The sequence below is a fragment of the Rothia sp. HMSC071C12 genome, assembly GCF_001813895.1.
Lineage (GTDB): Bacteria > Actinomycetota > Actinomycetes > Actinomycetales > Micrococcaceae > Rothia > Rothia mucilaginosa.
Window position 1 is genome coordinate 1 of sequence record NZ_KV814358.1, and the last position, 4,052, is coordinate 4,052.

Genomic DNA, 4,052 nt, shown 5'->3' on the forward strand with positions numbered 1-4,052 from the left:
AGTCAGGGTAGACTGAGGGCGCGCGGGTACGCTAAAATCAACCATTGCGGTGCCTATCGTTAGTAGGTGCTGCCACGGTCCCGGATGCTCCAACATCGCGGGACCATTTTCGTATCTGCCACCACACTAGACCCCGGACAGACGGGCTGTCAACCAGCTGATTTTGTCCGTCTTCATCGTCGTCGTCATCGGGCGCAACGTGAGTTTTCCACAGCCATCGCGCACGTACGCGCGTCTGACGACGATAGGAGTCTTATAGGTATATCTTATAGGGGGAAAAATTTGAACACCGATTTTCCCTTGTGATTCCGGGAATTCTTAGGTGTTTTCACTATAGGTAGCGTACACAATTCATCCCAGAGGTGTACACAATTCATCCCAGGGGCGTTCACAATTCATCCCAAAGGCGTACACAAACCATCCCAGGAGCGTTCACAATTCATCCCACCTCCAAGGGTGTATGCCCTACCCTAAAAACAAGTCATCAACATGACGCACATCACATAAAAATATTTCCTGGCCACGCAAAAATACCCCCTTATCTTGTCAGGGGTACCCCCTATGGTCGTTATAAGAGATGTCCAAACAGGTTATCCCTATAGCTCTAGAAGAGGAGGAAGTCCATGGCCAAGAAAACCAGCACCGACGCTGACACCATGAACCGCGCCTATAAATTCCGCCTCGACCCCGATCAGGCACAAAAAGCTGAACTGATGCGATGCGTAGGCGCAGCACGCTACACCTACAACCTCCTCACCACTCATAACCTTGAGGTATCCCGTGCCAGGGATGACTACTGGCACGCTCGCATTGAAGCAGGCGTTGATGAGGCCACTGTTAAGGCAGAGCTCAAGAAATTAGAGAAGAAAGACCCGACTTATAAAATCCTTTACAAGTCTGGTTACAGGCCGCTGTATCTGACTCCTGAAGTCAAACGGCACCGCGCTGCAGGCGAAGCTATTGTGGCTGGCGCCGATCCCGCTGTTGTCTGGCCTGAGACCGAACGGTTCTCCGAACCCTGGCTACATACTATTAAGTGCCGAGTCCTCGATTCAGGTCTGATGAATGCTGAAAAAGCCTGGAAAAACTTCTTCGAGTCTCGTGCCGGTGCTCGTGCTGGCGCCCAGATGGGCCTCCCCCGCCGTAAGCGTAAGAGTAGCGGTCGTGATTCCTTCACCATTCATGCTCCCGAGGTGATTGGCGCCTACGGCACCCCCTACAAGAAGAGCGAGCCTGAATACGTACGCCGCAAGAAGCAGCTGAAGTGCCGCGGCATTAGCGCCGACCCGACCATTGAGGATTACCGCCACGTGCGCCTCTCGCATCTGGGCGTTATTCGTACTCATAACACTACGAAGCCTCTAGTGAAGGCTATGCGTGCTGGCGCTCAGATCCGCTCCTACACGGTATCTCGTGCCGCTGACCGCTGGTATGTCTCAATCCTGGTAGAGCTCACCCGCCCGTCTACCAACCCTACCCGTGCCCAGCGTTCCGCTGGCGCCGTCGGCGTAGACCTGGGCGTACGCTACCTCGCCGCACTCTCTGACGAGCAGGCACCCCAGCGCTTCGCACAGTACCCCTCCCTAGAGTTCACCGGTGACGGTGCCCCCACCCTGGCTAACCCCCGCTGGGCACGTACCGCTGAGAAGCGCCTGGTGCGCCTGCAGCGTGCCCTCGCACGCGCCCAGAAGGGCTCTAATCGTCGTACCCGTATCGTGCAACAGATTGCACGGCACCACCACCTAGTAGCCTTGCGCCGTGAGTCCGGGTTGCATCAGGTCTCTAAGCGCCTGAGCACCGGGTACACCCTCATCGGGCTTGAAGACTTGGCTGTGGCGGGTATGACCGCCTCAGCTGCCGGTACCATCGAGGCACCGGGCAAGAATGTGCGCCAGAAGGCCGGGCTTAATCGGTCCATTCTGGACGCCGCTTTTAGTACGCTGCGCCGTCAGCTGGAATACAAGGCCAGCTGGTACGGCTCACAGGTACGAATTATCGACCGCTTCTTTGCATCCTCTCAGACGTGTAGCGCCTGCGGAGCACGAGCGAAAACCAAGCTCGGACTCCACGTGCGTGTCTTTGAGTGCGCAGCCTGTGGTGTGCGGATTGATCGTGACGTGAATGCGGCACGTAATATCCGTGCAGAGGCTGTGCGGATGCATGAGGCGCAACAACTCGCCCCCGGCACGGGGGAGAGTCTAAACGGACGCGGAGTTGCTGACTCTGATGCCGCTGTTTCGGTGGTGTTGGGGGATGTGGCGTTGGATGTGTCAAGGCCAGCCGCCACGGGCGGCGGGTCACCGTAGACGAGTAATCGTCTACTCATCCCCCTTATATATGTATACACGTGGAAACTGAATAGTTTTTAGGCTTCTGCTAGGCATTATGCCTTGTGGTTAAGTGCGTTCCCCGTATGCGCGGGGATGGGCCGACAGCCTTCAATGAAAGCCCCGCCGCCCGCAAGCGTTCCCCGTATGCGCGGGGATGGGCCGGTGCGTGAAAATCATGTTAAACATGCAGAAGAATGTTCCCCGCGCATGCGGGGATGAACCGACCGGTACGCAGGGTTTTATCCAGTGTGATGAGTGTTCCCCGCGTCAGCGGGGATGAGCCGCGGTTATCCTGTGCGACAACGCGCTTAGCCGCGTGTTCCCCGCGCGAGCGGGGATGAGCCGTACTGCTCGGATTGGACGCAGGTACGTACTCCGTGTTCCCCGCGTCAGCGGGGATGAGCCGCCCTGAGTGCCAGTTGACTGGCCATCAAAATAGTGTTCCCCGCGTCAGCGGGGATACAACGGAGTGCACCCCCCATAGGGGGGTGCACTCCGTTATTTGTTTAACCGCAGGACAACCTAGCCATCCCCGGCACTCGGAGGATACCCCCTAGCGGCCGCCCAACAGCGACATAAAGCGGCCCAAATGATTCTCCAACCGCTGCTTCACACGCTTAGTCTTAGACACCGCGCCCTCACTACTCGAATCGCCACCAAAAAGCGGCATCCTAGTTTTGATGAGGGAAGTGAGCTTACCAGGAATCGTACGGCGGCCTTCCCTCAGCGCACGATTAACCACGCGCTGAGTCTCCTCAGGATCCAGGTTTTCATCCCGCACAATGACGTTTTCTTCCTCGACGCGGCGTTCAGTCACGTACCGGTGGAAGCGCTCGTAGACGTCTCCGGGGTTCGGGGTGTTCCTATACTCCTTGGAGAAATCCGTGATGATGTCAGCGCTAGCGCGTAGTTCGCTGCTACTGTTGACGGCACGTTCAATGTCTTCGGTGGCGTCGCCGTTAGAGTCGTGCGCCGCTTCGATTAGAGCCAGGATGTAGCTGACACCGATTTCCTGCTGCTTGACCAGCTCAGTCTGGAAATGGACGTTGGCGAACAGGTTCACCTTTTCCTGGGCGTCATCGTCCCTATCTTCACCCTCCTCAGTTCCTTCTTCCTGCGCGCGGCGCAGGTCACGAATCTCTTCGTAAATATCGTTATAGACACCGGTGTAGCCCTGCATGTCGTAGTCGCTGATGAGCTCATCGCCGCCATCGCGGATGAACTCATCGTGCACGCGCAGCTCCTGCCGCAGCAACAGCACCTGGTTCATCAGCTCGATGTAGCGGGCCTTCTCCTCCGGGGTGTCCACGGTAATGGAGCCGCCCTCGTCGACGGGGAATTCTTCGCGCAGCTCAGACACAGCCTTGTCGTATTCGGCGTAGGCTTCCTTGTAGGGTCGGGTGAACGCGATATCGAGGGCAGACTGGCCGGTGCTGTTCTCGGTGTCACCGAAAAGGGTGAAGGCGTCCTTGGTAGCCTGTTCCAGGTCGCGGAAGCACACCACGTTACCGGAGAGCTTCAGCGAGTTGAGAATGCGGTTAGTGCGGCTGTATGCCTGCACCAGCCCGTGCATCTTCAAGTTCTTATCCACCCAGAGGGTGTTGACGGTCTTAGAATCGAAGCCGGTCAGGAACATGTTCACGACAATGAGCAGATCCAGCTCGCGTACCTTCATGCGGCGGGAGACATCCTTGTAGTAGTTATCGAAGGAGTCGCCGTCGG

1 protein-coding gene and 1 pseudogene are annotated in these 4,052 nt (G+C 57.2%); one reads left to right on the forward strand and one right to left on the reverse strand.

Features of this window, described 5'->3' with window-relative positions:
- Window positions 1–623: 623 nt before the first annotated feature.
- A complete protein-coding gene (locus tag HMPREF2942_RS00910; protein ID WP_070687975.1) occupies window positions 624–2,306 on the forward strand; it encodes an RNA-guided endonuclease InsQ/TnpB family protein in 1,683 nt (560 codons plus the stop codon).
- Between the two features lie 577 nt (window positions 2,307–2,883).
- Here HMPREF2942_RS00910 and HMPREF2942_RS00915 read toward each other — a convergent pair.
- A pseudogene (locus tag HMPREF2942_RS00915) lies at window positions 2,884–4,052 on the reverse strand (hypothetical protein); the annotation flags it as partial.